16 protein-coding genes are annotated in these 15,819 nt (G+C 66.5%); 10 read left to right on the forward strand and 6 right to left on the reverse strand.

What is annotated here, in order from left to right; all coding sequences use genetic code 11:
* Positions 1-82 precede the first annotated feature (82 nt).
* From NG696_RS05065 to NG696_RS05075, 3 genes are read left to right on the forward strand one after another with little or no spacing between them, the layout of a single operon-like run.
* Positions 83-373 carry a DUF4244 domain-containing protein gene (locus tag NG696_RS05065; protein ID WP_374211173.1) on the forward strand — a complete coding sequence of 97 codons (291 nt, stop codon included), beginning with the start codon at positions 83-85 and terminating at the stop codon, positions 371-373.
* Entirely contained in the window at positions 370-888 is a 519-nt protein-coding gene (locus NG696_RS05070; protein WP_252574477.1) for a TadE family type IV pilus minor pilin, read from the forward strand. The genes NG696_RS05065 and NG696_RS05070 overlap by 4 nt, the downstream gene beginning before the upstream one ends.
* A complete protein-coding gene (locus tag NG696_RS05075; RefSeq protein ID WP_252570328.1) occupies positions 885-1,244 on the forward strand; it encodes an Rv3654c family TadE-like protein in 360 nt (119 codons plus the stop codon). The genes NG696_RS05070 and NG696_RS05075 overlap by 4 nt, the downstream gene beginning before the upstream one ends.
* Here the strand turns inward: NG696_RS05075 and sftH are convergent.
* Both sftH and NG696_RS05085 read right to left on the reverse strand, forming a co-directional pair.
* Positions 1,217-3,646 carry a DEAD/DEAH box helicase gene (sftH, locus tag NG696_RS05080; RefSeq protein WP_252570326.1) on the reverse strand — a complete coding sequence of 810 codons (2,430 nt, stop codon included), beginning with the start codon at positions 3,644-3,646 and terminating at the stop codon, positions 1,217-1,219. The genes NG696_RS05075 and sftH overlap by 28 nt on opposite strands.
* A gap of 27 nt (positions 3,647-3,673) precedes the next feature.
* Positions 3,674-4,366, reverse strand: a complete 693-nt coding sequence (locus tag NG696_RS05085) for a GNAT family N-acetyltransferase (protein WP_252570325.1) — start codon at positions 4,364-4,366, stop codon at positions 3,674-3,676.
* Between the two features lie 94 nt (positions 4,367-4,460).
* On the opposite strand from NG696_RS05085, the gene NG696_RS05090 reads away from it, so the two are divergent.
* Entirely contained in the window at positions 4,461-4,658 is a 198-nt protein-coding gene (locus tag NG696_RS05090; protein WP_252570323.1) for a hypothetical protein, read from the forward strand.
* An 89-nt stretch (positions 4,659-4,747) separates the two neighbouring features.
* Positions 4,748-5,641, forward strand: a complete 894-nt coding sequence (gene trhO / locus NG696_RS05095) for an oxygen-dependent tRNA uridine(34) hydroxylase TrhO (RefSeq protein ID WP_252570321.1) — start codon at positions 4,748-4,750, stop codon at positions 5,639-5,641.
* 37 nt (positions 5,642-5,678) lie between these two features.
* Here trhO and NG696_RS05100 read toward each other — a convergent pair whose 3' ends face one another.
* The 4 genes from NG696_RS05100 to srmL all read right to left on the reverse strand — a co-directional run bounded on the left by NG696_RS05100 (position 5,679) and on the right by srmL (position 8,606).
* Complete coding sequence (locus NG696_RS05100) at positions 5,679-6,197, reverse strand: DUF6023 family protein (protein ID WP_252570319.1); 519 nt, start codon at positions 6,195-6,197, stop codon at positions 5,679-5,681.
* A gap of 151 nt (positions 6,198-6,348) precedes the next feature.
* Positions 6,349-6,948 (reverse strand): hypothetical protein, encoded by a 600-nt coding sequence (locus NG696_RS05105; RefSeq protein WP_252570317.1) that lies wholly within the window; start codon positions 6,946-6,948, stop codon positions 6,349-6,351.
* 30 nt (positions 6,949-6,978) lie between these two features.
* Complete coding sequence (locus NG696_RS05110; RefSeq protein WP_252574480.1) at positions 6,979-7,416, reverse strand: DUF6023 family protein; 438 nt, start codon at positions 7,414-7,416, stop codon at positions 6,979-6,981.
* A gap of 32 nt (positions 7,417-7,448) precedes the next feature.
* On the reverse strand, positions 7,449-8,606 hold the full coding sequence (srmL, locus tag NG696_RS05115; protein WP_252570313.1) for a PheS-related mystery ligase SrmL: 1,158 nt from the start codon (positions 8,604-8,606) through the stop codon (positions 7,449-7,451).
* A gap of 210 nt (positions 8,607-8,816) precedes the next feature.
* Between srmL and NG696_RS05120 the strand changes: the two genes are divergently transcribed.
* From NG696_RS05120 to NG696_RS05140, 5 genes are all read left to right on the forward strand, one after another.
* Complete coding sequence (locus tag NG696_RS05120) at positions 8,817-9,509, forward strand: MerR family transcriptional regulator (protein ID WP_252574582.1); 693 nt, start codon at positions 8,817-8,819, stop codon at positions 9,507-9,509.
* Positions 9,510-9,548: 39 nt separating this feature from the next.
* The gene (locus NG696_RS05125) at positions 9,549-11,285 is read left to right on the forward strand and encodes a DUF7059 domain-containing protein (protein ID WP_252570311.1); all 1,737 of its coding nucleotides are present in this window, start codon (positions 9,549-9,551) and stop codon (positions 11,283-11,285) included.
* A gap of 156 nt (positions 11,286-11,441) precedes the next feature.
* A complete protein-coding gene (topA, locus tag NG696_RS05130; RefSeq protein WP_252570309.1) occupies positions 11,442-14,171 on the forward strand; it encodes a type I DNA topoisomerase in 2,730 nt (909 codons plus the stop codon).
* 47 nt (positions 14,172-14,218) lie between these two features.
* On the forward strand, positions 14,219-14,671 hold the full coding sequence (locus tag NG696_RS05135) for an SseB family protein (RefSeq protein WP_252570308.1): 453 nt from the start codon (positions 14,219-14,221) through the stop codon (positions 14,669-14,671).
* Positions 14,672-14,723: 52 nt separating this feature from the next.
* Complete coding sequence (locus tag NG696_RS05140) at positions 14,724-15,728, forward strand: Ppx/GppA phosphatase family protein (protein WP_252570305.1); 1,005 nt, start codon at positions 14,724-14,726, stop codon at positions 15,726-15,728.
* Positions 15,729-15,819: the final 91 nt, after the last annotated feature.

A 15,819-nucleotide genomic window follows, 5' to 3' on the forward strand; every position in this document is an offset into this window, starting at 1 on the left:
ATGGGTTCTAGACAAGCTCCATTTTCCTTGAAAAGACGGGCATTCTCGGTTTAAACCGCCGTCGGCGCCCCGAGCAACATCGGTGGATCAAGGCTTAGCACTTGCCAATGCAGGATTGGACGCGTGTACCTGCCAACGACAGGAGGCCCCAGAGTTCGCTGGCAACGTGGTGGAGCTGTACCCCGGTGCCAGCGAACTGAAGAAGCGCCGCCGCCGGCTCTCCGGTTCAGAAGCCGGAATGGCAACGGCCGAATATGCCATAGCCACCCTGGCCGCCGTGGGCTTCGCCGGACTTCTCGTCTTCATTCTCCGCAGCGACGAAGTACGCGGATTCCTGTTGAACCTCATCCGCACGGCGCTGGCCTTGCCATGAGCCTGCCGCCGGTAGCGCTGCAACGGGCCAATGACCGTGGCAGCGGCCGGGACCAGGGCGGGGGCAGCCGCGTGGTGCTGGGTCCGGCGGTCTCGTTCCGTCGCTGGCGCCGTGGGCCGGGGAATGCCCACGGCGCCGTGACGGCGGAGTTCGCGGTAGCGCTGCCGGCAGTTCTGTTGCTCCTCGCACTGCTCTTGGCGGGAGCCTCCGCGGGCGTAACCCAGCTCAGGCTCGAGGAGGCGGCGCGGGCCGGCGCCAGGGCGCTGGCCCGCGGCGAGGACCCGGCCGCAGTGCAGGGGATCGTCACAACCTTGGCTGGGACGTCGGCAACGGCGTCCGTTGCGGCCGAGGGCGAGTGGCTCAGCGTCACGGTGGCTGACGGTGTGGGCGGGCCGCTGGGGGCAACTGTGCCCTGGACACTCACAGCCAGGGCCACCACGCGGAGCGAAAGGCCAGCCGCCGCGGCCACTCCCCGGTTGGAGCCGGTCGTGGCCCCGGAGGAGGCAGCCGTGTGAACAGGCAACTCGAGGAAAATCCGGAGCGCGGTTCGGGAACAGTACTGGCTGCGGGCCTGGCGTTGGTTGTCATCATGGCGATGGCCCTGATGTTGTTGTTCGCACAGTCCGCGGCGATGGCCAGCAGGGCAGCGGCAGCGGCGGACCTCGCTGCCCTTGCCGCGGCCGATGCCCTGCGCGGGATCACGTCCGGAGACCCCTGCACGGTGGCCGCCGAGGTAGCAGCCCGCCATGATGCGGCACTCGTCAGCTGTACGGAAGGGGCCGGCCAGACCGTCATGGTCCGAACGGAGCTGAATGCACGCACACTGGTTGGCGCCGCAACCGGTCAGTCGCGGGCCGGACCGCCGCCCTGAGCGGCTGTGGTGCTGAATGGCTCTGTGTTGGCCAGGAATTCCGCACCGCCGGGAGGCATTTCACGCGCGTCTTTGAGGAGGACGTCGATGAGCGTGACGGCGGCAGCCTTGTCCAGCGGATTGTTCTTGTTCCCGCATTTGGGGGACTGGACGCAGGACGGGCAGCCCGACTCGCATTCACACGCCTTGATGGCGTCGCGCGTCGCGGAGAGCCACACCTTTGCCTTGTCGAAGCCGCGTTCGGCAAAGCCAGCACCGCCGGGGTGCCCGTCGTACACAAAGATGGTGGGCACGCCGGTGTCGGCGTGGATGGCGGTGGACACTCCGCCGATGTCCCAGCGGTCGCTGGAGGCGACGAGCGGCAGCAGGCCGATCGCCGCGTGTTCGGCGGCGTGCAGAGCCCCCGGGAATTGCGCCTCGACCAGCCCGGCGCCTGTCAGCGAACGGTTCTCCACCACAAACCAGACTGCCTTCGTGAACAGGTCCCGGGCGCCCAGCTCCAGCGGCTCCTCGCCCAGGATTTCATTCGAGATCAAGGCCTTGCGTTGAAAGGAAACCACCTGCGTTGTCACTTTCACATCGCCGAAGTGCACAGCGATATCGCCCCAGTGCTCGGTCCGGAGTGTTTCGAGCACTTCGATCTGGGTCACGTCCCGGGCCGTTGTGTAGTAGTCGGGGTTGGCGCGCCGGACCACCACACAGTGGTCGTCTTCGTTCAGGTCCTCCACCACATAGCTGTCGCCCTGGTGCACGTAGATGGCCCCTGTGTGCGCCTGGTAATGCGTCTGAGGCGAGTCCATCGTCCCAAGGAGGGAGCCAGTGTCGGCGTCGACGATGCTCACCGGTCCGCCTCCGTCGGCGCGAAGGTTCACCATGGCCGCAGCGCTCTGGGAGTGCGTCCAGAACCAGCCCGCCGGCCGGCGGCGCAAATAGCCCTGCGCCACGAGCTGCCCCAACAGCTTCTCTGCTGTGCCGCCGAACAGTGCCAGCTCAGCCACGCCCAACGGAAGCTCCGCGGCGGCGGCACACAGATGCGGCCCCAGCACGTACGGATTGGAGGGATCAAAGACGGTGGCCTCCACTGACACGTCGAAAATCGCCTCCGGATGGTTCACCAGGTAGGTGTCGAGCGGATCGTCGCTGGCCACAAACGCGGCAATGGCATCCTGGCCCGCGCGCCCTGCCCGGCCGATCTGCTGGAACAGCGACGCCCTGGTGCCTGGCCAGCCCGCCACCAGGACGGCATCCAGCCCGGAAATGTCGATCCCCAGCTCAAGGGCGGACGTGCTGGAGACACCCAGCAGTTCGCCTGACCTCAAGGCCTTTTCCAGGGCCCGCCGTTCTTCCGGAAGGTACCCGGAACGGTAAGCGGCCACGCGTTGGGGAAGGCTGGGATCCACTTCGTCCAAAAGGCGCTTGGTGATCGAAGCGATCGTTTCCGCACCGCGGCGCGACTTGATGAAAGCGATGGTCCGGATCCGGGACGAAACCAGGTTCGCCAGCAGATCGGCCGTTTCAGCAACGGCCGTGCGGCGTTCCTTGGCGCCGTTCTCGCCCTTGAGCTCGGTCAATGCAGGTTCCCAGAAAGCAACGGTGGTGGAACCATGCGGCGAGCAGTCCTCGGCAACGGCCCGGACCGGTGCCCCGATCAGGCGGCCGAACGATGTGCCTGGCTCAGATGCTGTGGCAGACGCGGCGATGAACACCGGACCGGGATGGGTTGTCCCGGCACCGTAGTACGCGCAGATGCGTCGCAGCCGGCGCATCAGGTTGGCCACGTGCGAGCCGAACACCCCGCGGTAGCTGTGGGCCTCATCCACAATCACGTACCGCAGCCGCCGGAAGAAGCTGGCCCACCAGGCATGATTGGGAAGGATGCCGAAGTGGAGCATGTCCGGATTCGCCAGGATGAAATTGGCGTGGTCCCGGATCCACCGGCGGGACGCGGGGTCGGTGTCGCCGTCGTACGTCTCGGCCCGCACGGTGGGCAGTTTCAAGGAACGGATGGCTGCGAGCTGGTCGGCAGCGAGTGCCTTCGTGGGGGAGAGGTAAAGCGTCACGGCGCCGTCGTCGTGGATTTTTCCCGGTTCGGACAGGACGCGCAGTTCGGAGCGGTGGATGGCGTCGAGCGCCGGCAGTTGGTAGGCCAAGGACTTACCGGAGGCGGTGCCGGTGGCGATGACCACGTGCTCGCCGCAGTGGGCCAGGTTGGCGGCCTGGATCTGGTGCCGGTAGGGCTTGTGGATGCCCAGGGAGCCATAAGCGGCCACAAGATCCGGATGCGCCCACGCCGGCCACGGTTCGTGGACTGCCTGGCGGGCGGGGATGGTGCGGACATGACGCAGCTGCTCCGGGTCCGGGCCTCGGCCCAGCAAAGGAATCAGGGAGTCATGGGGGTTCACCCAAACATTCTTTCACCCGGGGAAAAATCACCCCACGGAAAGGTCTGCGCCTTCATCAGACGTGGACAGCATCAGTACGCGGCAAACAGTGGACCAGCCCAGATGGGAATACAGCTTCTGGCCGTCGATGGAGGCCAGCAACAGGCCGTTCTCTACATCCGGTCCGATGGCCTGCGCAGCAAGGGCCTTCATGATGAAGCTGCCCAGGCCGCGGCGCTGGAACGCGGGTTGGACCACAATCTTGTCGAACACTGCAGTCTCGCCAACCACAAAAACCCTGCCGCTCGCCGCCACCGTGTCACCCGAGCGGACCACCGCGTGGTGGACGCCGTCGAGTTCGGAGGTGACCATGTTCAGGTCATCGTCGGAGAGCCACGGATCTTCCGTATCCTGGGTGGACATGTCCACAATCATCATGGCCTGCGATGCGGACGTAACGTTCAGTCCGTGCTGTTGGGCCAGTGCCGTGAAGCGGGCGGGATTGTTGCTGAGGATGGTCAGGACCCTGGCCGGAGCCTCCGCGGTCTTCGCAGCCAGGGCCGCGAACTCGTCATCGGAGGGGTCGTGGGCAAAATATTCCCACTCCCCGGTAGTGTCGGCCCGCAGTGCGGCGGGGAAGCGGCCCTCAACCGATATCTGGTAACCGCGGCAGCCGGCCCAGCCAGCTACCCAAACTTCAAGAAGGCGTGTGATGTCTTCAACCAAGGCGTCCGGACTCATGTCATGAGGGTATTCCAGCCCCGACACAAGCAACAGGGGTAGGGTGCCCCGATGTGACTTGATTATGGAATCGTGACCAGACAAGACTGACGGCATGCCCGCCACCAAGGATCTGTCCAAGAACATATTTCCGCTGCCCCTGCTGGTCTGTGTCGCCTTAATGGTGGCCATGGTGGGTGGCGCAAGGTACTGGGAGACGGTGGCGCGGATGCTTTCGCGGTCGCCGCGACGGCCACGGTGGTGCCCTTCGCCGTCGTCGTCCTGGGGTACCGGGCAGGTGAAACCGCCCTGAACAGGCGCGACGCCGCCACCGCAGCAGCGCAGCCTTAGCCCCGGCCAACCGGCGGGTCCGGTGCCCGGCAACCCAGTACCCTTAAATACGTGGCTTTGAACCGAATTGTGCTCTTTTACGGCTTTACCCCCATCGCAGATCCGGACGCGGTGCGGCTCTGGCAACGTGCCCTGTGCGAAAAACTCGGGCTGACCGGACGCATCCTCATTTCCAAGGACGGCATCAACGCCACGGTGGGCGGCGAAATCGGGGCGGTCAAGCAATACGTGAAGACCACACGCGAATACAAGGGTTTCCACGGCATCGACGTGAAATGGTCCGACGGCGGCGCGGAGGACTTCCCGCGGCTGAGCGTTAAGGTCCGGGACGAGATCGTCTCCTTCGGCGCGCCCGGCGAACTCAAGGTGGATGAGCACGGCGTGGTGGGCGGCGGCACTCATCTGAAGCCCGAAGAACTGCACGAACTGGTGGAGGCCACGAAACAGGCCGGCGAGGACGTGGTGTTCTTCGATGGCCGCAACGCCTTCGAAGCCCAGATCGGCAAGTTCAAGGACGCGATCGTCCCCGACGTGGCCACCACCCACGATTTCATCAAGGAGCTCGACTCCGGCAAGTACGACGCCCTCAAGGACAAGCCGGTGGTCACGTACTGCACCGGCGGCATCCGCTGCGAGGTGCTCTCCAGCCTGATGGTGAACCGCGGCTTCAAGCAGGTGTACCAGCTCGACGGCGGCATCGTCCGCTACGGCGAAACGTTTAAGGACCAGGGCCTCTGGGAAGGCTCGCTCTACGTGTTCGACAAACGCATGCACCTGGAATTCAGCGAGGACGCGAAGACCATCGGGGAGTGCGTCCGCTGTGCCGCGCCCACGAGTAAGTTCGAGAACTGCTCCAACCCGAGCTGCCGCACGCTGACGCTGTACTGCGCGGAGTGTGCCGCCAGCCCGGAGACGCTGCGATGCCCCGAAGGCTGCGCGGCCTGAACGGTGCGGCCGGTTCAAAGCTGGCAGGCACAAAAGTTCAGAGCCGGGCCAGCCGGTAGGCGAAATTGGCGGGGGACTGCGCTTCAACCTGGAAATGCAGCACCGTTTCCTTGGACAGGTAGATCACGCTTTCGCGCCGTGATCCGCAGCGGAGGCTGAGGTCCACCATGGTGAATTCGTCATTGCGGACTTTGAAGTCGACGCGCCGCTGGCTCCGGCACACCAGCACGAGGACGTAGGTTCCCGCGGGGACGGGCTCCGTGGCGTCCGCGCGGATTTCCTCCGCGCGCAACAGGCCGAATGTCCTGTGCGCCACCTGCAGGCCGGGCCCCACTTGGGACTCCGTCAGCCAGGCCTCCATTTCAGCCTCGCTGACGGGATCGTTCCGCCACAGCTCAGCGCGCGACCCCGGCACGGTCACCTCCGGCACGGCCGGGGCGTTCTCCGCGGGACGCCACCCTTCGTCGTACGTGTATTCACATCCGGCGAGCGCAGATCCGGCCATCAGGGCGCCCGCCGTCCAGAGCACGACGGCGGCCCTCACTCGGGTGCGCATGGATACCGACCGGGACGGGCAAGCACCCGGACGAGGTACCGCCCTCCGGGGCGGCGGCGCCCCCAGCGTTGCGGGCATACTCCGACTCTATGCCCGGCACGGACCCCAATCCAGAGCCTCGCGGAAGTGAGGGGAGGGCTGGTCGGGGGAGTTAGGGGCTGCTGCTTGCCGGGGCTACGGGGGCCGGACCGGCCAGCGGTCCGGCAGGAGCCTTTTCGATGCGAAGGGCGGCGACCGAGGATTCTCCGCCGCTGGTGGGCGCCAGCGTAGCCGTCACCCGTCCGGCCGTCAGCTGCACGGTGGATTCGAAGGGATCGCCGCAGAGAACCTGAAGGTCCAGGAGCTGGACACTGCCCTGCGAAACGGTGAGCTTCGCCGCGGGGCCGAGACTGGGGCTGCAGGCTACCCGAATGAGATAGGAGCCGTGGTCCGGCACCAAACCCATCAGGCTTGAGCCGGTGTTTCCCATGCCGCCCAGCGTTGACGCCACCCTGCGGTCCGTTTCCGGTCCGAGCTGCGCCTCCACCTCGGCGATTAGTTCAAGTTGGCGGGCCTCTTCTTGGGCACTGGGACTGCCTGGCCCATCGCCAGGAACCGGTGGCAGCGCGGCGGTGCTCGCGCCTGGCAGAGGTTCGGAATCCGCGTACTCGCACGCACTCAAACCGAACGCTGCCACGAGCATGCAGGCGGCCGCCGCAGCTCCCCGCGGCATGGATCGGCGCGCACCGGACTTTCCCCCAAGAAATGCCATTCCCCGAGCCTACCGGCGAGCGGCTGGCAACTAACCCGCGGTTACCAGCTGGTAGGCGTAGATCAGCGGCGCATCGACGCTGGAGGCGCTGAGCTCCAGCGGTCCGGATTCCAGGAGCGTGATCTTGATGGACTCCCGCGCGCCGTAGCAGGCCGCCCCGAGGTCGGCGAGTTCCTTGCCGCCGGACCGCACTGCGAGGAAGGCCTTGCCGCCGCCTTCGCAGACGAGTGTCAGCGTGTACTTGCCTGCCGGCACGTTTTCCGTGTGGTCAATGGGCTGGGCGTTGAGGATCTTGCCGGAATCCTCGGCAACGATGTCGCTGGCCGACGGCATCGCCGTGGCCTTCCAGGCCGGCACATCGGCGTTCTCCACCGAAAGCTGCTGCGCGCAGCCCGAGACGCCGAGGAGGACAGCTGCTGCAGCCACAGCGGAGAGGGCGCGCGCCATGGAGGAAGGAAACGGAACCATGCTTCTAACTTACCGGGCGATCGGGGCCGTCTTCACCCGGCGATCAGCTCCTGTCCTTCGCCGCGGTGCACCGCAAGGTACACCCTGTCCCGCAGGATGTTGGCCTCCCCGTCTGTCAGCGTCCGGTCCAGCGGCTGCAGCACCAGCCGCAGCAAAACGTTGACCTGCCCGGCATCCATCCGGAGGCGCTCGACGGCGGTCGGCGGCAGCTCGGCCGTCGTGGTCACGGCCACGACCTCCAAAGCCGCCAGGACTTCGGCGTCCGGACCGAGGGCGGTGCGGACAAGGTCGCCCAGGAGTTCGACGTCGGCATCGGCGGCGGTGTCCAGCACCAGCGAAAGGTCCCGCCGGATTTCCGGCATGGCGGAGACGGAACGGTACGGCGCTAGGTCAAGCATCTGCGACTGGACGTCCGGATGCCCCGAGCGCAACAGGCGGATGTCCGCGATGCCTTTCCGCAGCATCAGCGCCCGGTCCAGCCCCAAGCCGAGGGCCAGGCCCGCCCAGCGCCGCGGGTCCAGGCCGGAGCCACGCAGGACCGGAGCGGCCGCCAGCCCGCACTCCGCCAGCTCCAGCCACTCGGGGCGCCCATCCGGCTGCGTCATCAGCACGTCCAGCTGCCGTCCTGCTGCGGTATAACTGTGCCGCGCCGCGGTAGAACGCCACTGCACGTCCGGGTACAGCGCCGCGGGGAGCACCGCCTCCACCACCGCCTCCATCATCGCGTCCAGGTCGGAAGGACCAAGCAGCCCGCGCGCCTTGAGCCGCCAGAGGTCCACCTGGTGCGGGGCGCCCACATGCGTTCGGTCGATCGCATCGCGCCGGTACACCAGGCCCGGGAGCACATGCAGTTCGTCGTAGTGGCCCAGCTCGCCGCGGAGCGAATCCAGCAGCGCCGGGATGCCCGCGGACGCATGGCTCCGGAGCATCACCGTGGGGCTCACGTGGCGGGAATAGCGCGAGTCCCGGGTGACGTCGTCGGGCGAGTATCCCAGCCGGTCATAGTTGTCAGCGGTGGCCACGAGCGGGTTGAGCCGGTGCGTCCGGGACGGCACGCCCCAGAGTCGCTCCAGCGCCGCAACCAAGTCGGCCAAGAGCAGCTGCATGGCGTGCGGGCCGGCGCCGGGATCGGAAAGGTCGCGCAGGGAAAGGGCGGAGTTGAGCTGGCTGAGGGAGAGGTAAGTCTTCATGTTCGGGGGTCCTTTGGTGCATCAGGTAGGGGAGGGGGAGATCACCCTCAACCGCTGAGCCGGACGGACCCCGGCAGCGCCAGTCAGGCGCGCGATGGGAAGCCCGTGCGGCCGGTGAGCGGCCGAGGGCTGATAAATCGCTGCTGCCTATGCATGCGTCCATGATACGCCGCACCTTCCTAAGGCTCTTGACCTTGACGCTACGTCGACATCGGCCTGCTCAAGCCCAGCCGCACCGGCCACAACGGTTACCGCTACTACAACCAGGATGCGCTGGTGCAGCTCCAACGCATCCTGCTCCTACGCGGGCTGGGGCTGGGCCTGCCGGTGATCAGCCAGGTGCTCGACGACGAAACGGACGCCGCCGAAGCCCTTACCGGGCATCTCGAATCTCTCAAGCAGGAACGGGCCAGGCTGGCGCGGCAGATCGCGTCGGTCACACAAACCATCGAAGCAGTGAAAGGAGGTGGCGAAATCATGGCAGAAGACATGTTCAGCGGTTTCGACCACACGCAGTACAAGGACGAAGTGGAAGAACGCTGGGGCAAGGATGCCTACGCGAAGGGGGATTCGTGGTGGCGCGGCATGAGCACCGAGAAGAAGGCGGCGTGGAAGCAGCGCTCGCAGCAGCTGGGCGAGGACTGGATCGCCGCCGCCACGGCGGGTATCGCACCGGACAGCGCGGCGGCCCAGGACATCGCCAGGCGGCACGTCGAATGGCTGACCGGCATCCCGGGCACCCCGGCGTCGGACGCCCGCGGCAAGGGTGACGTCAAGGCATACGTCACCGGGCTCGGCGAAATGTACGTTGCGGACCCCCGGTTCGCGAAGAACTACGGCGGCGCGGAGGGTGCCGGCTTCGTCCGGGATGGCCTGAAGATCTACGCGGCGGAGAACCTGTAGCCCGTCAGGAGGAAGCCTGCCCGCCAATAGACTTGGGCGGTGACTGATTCCACGCATTTCCTGGCCGGCAACACCCCCGATGCCCCGCGCAGCGACCTCCCCGGGCTGCTGACGGCGCTCGCCGCGGACCTGCGCCGGGTGGATTACACGCTCGACGGCGTGGCGGGGCTGCTGGGCGAGTCAGCCTACCGCGCGCTGAACCGGGACCAGATCATCCCGGCGCTGCTAGCCACCGAGAGTGCCACGGAGGGTGAGGCTGCGCACGGTGAGAAGACGACGGCGGCGCTCGCCGCCGTCGTGCGTCTCTGGCTCCTGGCGGAACCGCAGACGCGGGAAACGCTCGACGCCGCCCTGCCGGGAATCCGGGCTGACGGCCTGGTCGAGCTGGGGCTGCTCGAGCCCGTGCCCGGCCCAGATCGGCCCGGCGCTGAGCTGCCCGCCGCCGATCAGCCGGCGCAGGACTTGCTGCAGGCAAAAGCGGATCTGCGGCCGTACGGCTGGGACGCCAATGAGGACGGCAGCGGCGGCGCCGAACTCTGGGTGGCCAGCGACCTCGCCGCGCACCAGCAGGCCGGCATGCTGCGGCACGACCATGTGCTGGGGATCGGGCAGGCGTCCACCACGCTGGTGCAGACCACCGTCCGCCGCCACGTCGCCAAGGCCCTGGACCTGGGCACGGGCTGCGGCATCCAGTCCTTCCACCTCCTGCACCATGCCGAGCATGTGACGGCAACGGACATCTCGGAGCGGGCCCTGGCCTTCACCCGGTTTAACCTCCTACTTAATGCCGCGGCCCTGCACCTGGACCCGGAACACCTGGAGGACCGGGTGAGCCTTCGGCTGGGGTCGCTCCTGGAGCCCGTAGCCGGGGAGGAATTCGAGCTAGTGGTGTCCAACCCGCCCTTTGTGATCACGCCGAGGACCCTGGGCGAAGCCGCGTCCGGACAGTTCACCTACCGCGACGGCGGGCTGCCCGGCGATGACATTGTGTCCTCGCTGGTGGCGGCGCTGCCCGGTGCGCTGGCCCCGGGCGGCACCGCGCAGATGCTGGGCAACTGGGAAATTCCCGCCGGGACCGAGTGGCACGAGAGGCCCAAGAGCTGGATCGGTCCGGACGCGGATGCCTGGTTCATCCAGCGCGAGCAGGTGGGCCCGGAGCAGTACGCCGAAACGTGGCTGCAGGACGCGTCCGAATCCCGCGACCGGAGGCATTACCGAGACGCTTACGCGGCCTACTTGGCGGACTTCGGGTCCCGGAACGTGGCGGGGATCGGCTTCGGGATGATCTGGCTGCGCCGGCCGGCGGGACAGGTCGCCGGACCGGAAGCGGGACCCGGCGCCGCCTCCATCAGCCGTTTCGAGGAAATCACGTACCCCATTGAGCAGCCCATCGGGCCCCACCTGGGCGCCGCCGTCGAGCGTTCCGACTGGCTGGCCGCCAACAGCCTGGCGGACGCGCACCTGCTCGTCGCGGACGACGTCACCGAGGAACGCCATCAGCGCCCCGGCGCCGAGCACCCCGGCGTGATCCTGCTGCGGCAGGGTGCGGGCCTGCGCCGGACCAACCTGCTCAGCACCGAACTCGCCGGATTTGTCTCCGCCTGCGACGGTGACCTCTCCGGCGGCCAGATCATCGGTGCCCTCGCGGCGCTGCTCGGCGGGAGCCTCGCCGGAGAGGACGGGTTCGACGGTGACGCGTTCCGGACCAGGCTGCTCGACGACGTCGCGAACCTGGTCAGCGACGGTTTCCTGGTTCCTTCCGAGCCTGCTGAATAGTGGTTTGGCGGGCACCGGAACACCCCAAATCGGGGTCCCGGATGTGCCTGATGAGTCAACGGGTTTTCCACATGAATGCGCACTATCGTCCAAAATATGGTGAACTAGGCCAATATGGGCTCATCTGCCCGAGCAACCTTTTTCTGTAGGAGCACCGTGCCAAGCAAGGCCAAAACAGGCAAGAAACTCGTGATTGTGGAGTCTCCGGCCAAGAGCAAGACCATCGCCAAGTACCTCGGCGAGGGCTTCATCGTAGAGGCCTCAATCGGTCACATCCGCGACCTGCCGCAGCCGTCTGAGCTCCCCGCAGAACTGAAGAAAACCTCGGTGGGCAAGTTCGCCGTCGACATCGAAAACGACTTCAAACCCTATTACGTGGTGTCCGCGGACAAACGGAAAAAGGTCACCGAGCTGAAGGCCGCGCTCAAGGATGCCGACGCTCTCTATCTCGCAACCGATGGGGACCGCGAGGGCGAGGCCATCGCGTGGCACCTGCTGGAAGTGCTCAAGCCCAAGGTCCCCGTGTACCGGATGACATTCGGCGAAATCACCAAGGAAGCCATCCACCGCGCCATGGACAACCTGCGCGATGTTGATACGGCACTGGTGGACGCGCAGGAAACCCGCCGCGTCCTGGACCGCCTCTACGGCTACGAGATTTCCCCCGTGCTGTGGCGCAAGGTGGCCCGCGGCCTGTCCGCCGGCCGCGTCCAGTCCGTGGTCACGCGCATGGTGGTGGACCGTGAACGCGAACGCATGGCCTTCAAGGCCGCCTCCTACTGGGACCTGACGGGCCAGTTCGGGGCAGGTGCCGGTTCGTTCAAGGCCAAGCTCGCTGCGGTTGACGGCGCCAAGGTGGCCAGCGGCCGCGACTTCAACGACGACGGCGTTCTTACCTCGCGCAATGCGGCGCACCTCAACGAGGAACTCGCCACGTCACTGGCCGCCGGTCTCCAGGATGCGGACTTCCGTGTCCGGTCCGTGGACACCAAGCCGTATACCCGCCGTCCGGCCGCGCCTTTCACCACGTCCACGCTGCAGCAGGAGGCCGGCCGCAAGCTCCGCTTCTCCTCCAAGAGCACCATGCAGGTGGCCCAGCGGCTGTACGAAAACGGCTACATCACCTATATGCGTACCGACTCCTCGGCGCTGAGCGATGAAGCCGTCACGGCCGCCCGCCGCCAGGCCTCCGAGCTGTACGGCCCCGAGTACATCCCGGCGTCGCCCCGCGTGTACACCAGCAAGGCTGCGAACGCGCAGGAAGCCCACGAGGCCATCCGCCCCGCCGGTGACTCCTTCCGCACCCCGGCGCAGGTGGCCAAGCAGCTCTCCGGCGACGAGTTCCGCCTGTACGAACTGATCTGGAAGCGCACCGTCGCATCCCAGATGGGTGACGCCAAGGGTTCGACGGCGACCATCCGCCTGGGTGCAGTTGCCACCGATGGCCGGGACGCCGAATTCTCCGCCTCCGGCACCGTCATCACCTTCCCCGGCTTCCTGGCCGCCTATGAAGAAGGCAAGGACGAAAGCCGCGGGGACGACGACTCCGACGAAGCCCGGCGGCTGCCGAACGTGGCCAAGGACGATGCCCTCACGGCGTCGGACATTGTGGCCGTGGGCCACGAGACCTCGCCGCCGCCGCGCTTCACCGAAGCTTCGCTGACCGCCGAGCTGGAGAAGAAGGGCATCGGTCGCCCTTCAACCTACGCCTCCACTATCTCCACCATCCAGGACCGCGGCTACGTCCGGAAGCAGGGTTCCGCGCTGGTGCCCAGCTGGATCGCCTTCTCGGTGATCCGCCTGCTCGAGCAGCACTTCACGGACTATGTAGACTACGAGTTCACGGCGGACATGGAAGGCGACCTGGACAAGATCGCCAACGGCCAGGCCGTTGGGTCTGCCTGGCTCAAGCACTTCTACTACGGTGAAGATTCCGATCCGGGCCTGCTCAGCATCGTGAACAACCTGGGCGAGATCGACGCCCGGGAAATCAACTCCGTGCCCATCACCGAAGGCATCACCCTGCGCGTGGGCAAGTTCGGTCCCTACCTGGAGAGCTCCATCCCCACGGTGGACGCCAAGACCGGCGAAATCGTGGAGAACTCCCGCGCCAACGTCCCCGAGGACCTGGCGCCGGACGAACTGACGGCGGCGAAGGCCATCGAACTGATGGAAACGGCTGCGCCGGAAGAACGCGTACTGGGCGACGACCCCCACACCGGGCACAGCGTTGTCGCCAAGAACGGCCGCTACGGCGCCTACGTCACCGAAGTCATCCCCGAGATGACCGAGGAACAGCTGGCCAACCAGCCCGTTGAGTACTACAAGAACGGCAAGCCGAAACCGCCGAAAAAGCCCGTCAAGGCCAAGCCGCGCACCGGTTCGCTGTTCGCGTCCATGACCGTGGATTCCGTCACCCTAGACGAAGCGCTGCAGCTCATGAGCCTGCCCCGCGCCCTGGGCGAGGACACCGAAGGCAACCTCATCACGGTGCAGAACGGCCGCTTCGGACCGTACCTGAAGAAGGGCACGGACTCCCGCTCCATCGGCACCGAAGAGGAAATCTTCACCATCACGCTGGAGCAGGCGCTGGAGATCTACTCCCAGCCCAAGCAGCGCGGCGCCCGTGCCGCGGTGGCGCCGCTGGCCGAGTTCGGACCGGACCCCGTTTCCGAGAAGAACATCGTGGTCAAGGAAGGCCGCTTTGGCCCGTACATCACCGACGGCATCACCAACATCACCGTCCCGCGGTCCACATCCTTGGAGGAACTGACCCGCGAACAGGCCGTCGAGCTCCTCGCCGAGAAGCGGGCCAAGGGTCCGGTCAAACGCACCACAACGGCCCGCAAGGCCCCGGCCAAGAAGAAGGCCCCCGCCAAGAAGTAAGTATGGGCGGAATTGCGCCGAGCTCTCCAACGTGGTCGAGTAGATACATGACTGAACAGCCCGGCACAGCCGATCTCACGCCGCTCAACGAACTCGAAGAGAAGCTCGCCCAGGGCGGCCAGCCCGAGGGCAGCCCGGTGGACGTCATCCTGTCCTTCCTCAACAGCGAGGTCTACGTCATCAGCACCGACGGGATCGAGGGGGAGGATTCCCAGGTGGAGCCGCTGGTATTGGCGAACGCCGACGGCGAGCCCGTCCTTGCGGTGTTCTCGCACCCCAGCCGCGTTGACGAGCAGTATCTTGAGGCGGCGCCGAACGTCCTGGGGACCCAGGGTGCAGCCATCATCGCCAACATTGGCGAGGAATTGGGCATGGTGATCAACCCCGGCGCTGCGTATGGGTTTGAGATCAACCCGGAGGGCGTCGCCAACATCAAGCGCGACTTCAAGCGGGCCGATGAGCTTCCCGACGGCGCACCCGAGGACGCCTCCGCAAACTGACATCTTTAGTGCAGGTTGTGAGTAAGGGCCTGGCCGGGGGAATAATGGCAGGATGCGGCTAGGCGTCCTCGATATCGGGTCAAACACTGTCCACCTTCTCCTGGTGGATGCCCACCCTGGCGCGCGTCCGGTGCCTTTCGCGTCGCACAAACGGCCCATATCCCTGGTCCAATACCTGGATGCCGACGGCAACATCACAGACGAAGGGCAGCACGAGCTGACCGAATTCGTCCTTGAAGCCTGGGAGTTTGCCGCCAGGCACAAGGCGGACGACCTGCTGGCTTTCTGTACGTCGGCCATCCGTGAAGCCACTAACGGCCCTGCCGTGCTGGCCCGGGTCAAGCACGAAACCACTGTCACCCTGCAGGAACTGACCGGCAGCGAAGAAGCCTCCATGACCTTCTTCGCCGTCCGCCGCTGGTACGGCTGGGGTGCGGGACCGATCCTGAACCTGGACATCGGCGGCGGCTCCTTCGAAATGGCCTTCGGGCAGGACGAACTGCCCGAAGTGGCCACTTCGGTGCCGCTGGGCGCCAGCCGCCTGACCCGCGACTGGCTGGCTGAGGACCCGCCTTCCGCCAAGAGCGTCAAAGAGCTGCGCCGCTACATCCGGGCCACCCTCGCCCCGGCGGTCAGGCAGTTCGACGGTCTGGGCCGCGCCAACGTTGTGGCCGGAACCTCCAAGACCTTCCGGTCGCTCGCCAGGGTAGCCGGGGCAGCCCCGAGCGCCGCAGGGCCCTACGTGAAGCGCACCCTCAACGCCACGGATCTGGGCGTGTGGGCGCAGCGCATTTCAGCCATGAAGTCCGAGGACCGGCTCTTTCTGCCGGGCGTGTCAGAGGCCCGCGCACACCAGCTGCTCGCCGGGGCTCTGGTGGCCGAGGCTGCCTTGGAAATGTTCAAGTTCAAGAAGATCAGGATCTGCCCGTGGGCGCTGCGTGAAGGGCTGATCCTGCGCCGGCTCGACCAGTTGGTCTTTGCCGGTCCGCTGGATCCGGCCCCGCATATCGTGGAGCCCGCCGCGGCACGCCAGGCTATCGAGGCTTCACCCGCCTGAGGCCCGCCGCGGCTTGATTGAGGCCCGCTATGCCTGCGGCCTGCCTGGCCGAAAGAAACCGTTAACGCGAAAGCGCCGGCGTCCGCAGCAG

This window comes from Pseudarthrobacter cellobiosi, assembly GCF_023913755.1.
Lineage (GTDB): Bacteria > Actinomycetota > Actinomycetes > Actinomycetales > Micrococcaceae > Arthrobacter > Arthrobacter cellobiosi.

Coding starts and splice junctions, on each gene's coding strand:
- NG696_RS05070 (WP_252574477.1), top strand. CDS start 370: ATGAGCCTGCCGCCGGTAGCGCTGCAACGGGCCAATGACCGTGGCAGC.
- NG696_RS05085 (WP_252570325.1), bottom strand. CDS start 4,366: ATGAGTCCGGACGCCTTGGTTGAAGACATCACACGCCTTCTTGAAGTT.
- NG696_RS05090 (WP_252570323.1), top strand. CDS start 4,461: ATGCCCGCCACCAAGGATCTGTCCAAGAACATATTTCCGCTGCCCCTG.
- NG696_RS05100 (WP_252570319.1), bottom strand. CDS start 6,197: ATGCGCACCCGAGTGAGGGCCGCCGTCGTGCTCTGGACGGCGGGCGCC.
- NG696_RS05105 (WP_252570317.1), bottom strand. CDS start 6,948: ATGGCATTTCTTGGGGGAAAGTCCGGTGCGCGCCGATCCATGCCGCGG.
- NG696_RS05110 (WP_252574480.1), bottom strand. CDS start 7,416: ATGGTTCCGTTTCCTTCCTCCATGGCGCGCGCCCTCTCCGCTGTGGCT.
- srmL (WP_252570313.1), bottom strand. CDS start 8,606: ATGAAGACTTACCTCTCCCTCAGCCAGCTCAACTCCGCCCTTTCCCTG.
- NG696_RS05135 (WP_252570308.1), top strand. CDS start 14,219: ATGACTGAACAGCCCGGCACAGCCGATCTCACGCCGCTCAACGAACTC.
- NG696_RS05140 (WP_252570305.1), top strand. CDS start 14,724: ATGCGGCTAGGCGTCCTCGATATCGGGTCAAACACTGTCCACCTTCTC.